1 pseudogene is annotated in these 268 nt (G+C 64.6%); it reads right to left on the reverse strand.

Going from position 1 to position 268, the window contains the following annotated elements:
* A pseudogene (locus tag GJQ66_RS12835) lies at positions 1 to 202 on the reverse strand (hypothetical protein); the annotation flags it as partial.
* Positions 203 to 268: the final 66 nt, after the last annotated feature.

The following is a 268-nucleotide window of genomic DNA, read 5'->3' on the forward strand; positions in this document are numbered from 1 at the left end:
ACACCTTTCCGAACTCCTCCACCACACCGTTGGCGGCCTCCTTGGGAAGGTTGCCGAGGGATGCGATCTCGGTGGCGATCTCGGCCATGACCTCGTCGTCGAGATGGCCGAGGACTTTCGCTGCGTGCTCCGGGCGGAGCGACAGGACCAAGAGCGCGGCCTTGCGGGCGCCCGGCATGTTCTCCTGTTTCGCGCGTTTCACTGAGACGCTCCCACGCGATCCCCGACCCACGAGTTCAACAGTTCAGCGATCTCAGCTGGCTGCTCC

This window comes from Microbacterium sp. ZXX196 (genome assembly GCF_009709595.1).
Lineage (GTDB): Bacteria > Actinomycetota > Actinomycetes > Actinomycetales > Microbacteriaceae > Microbacterium > Microbacterium excoecariae.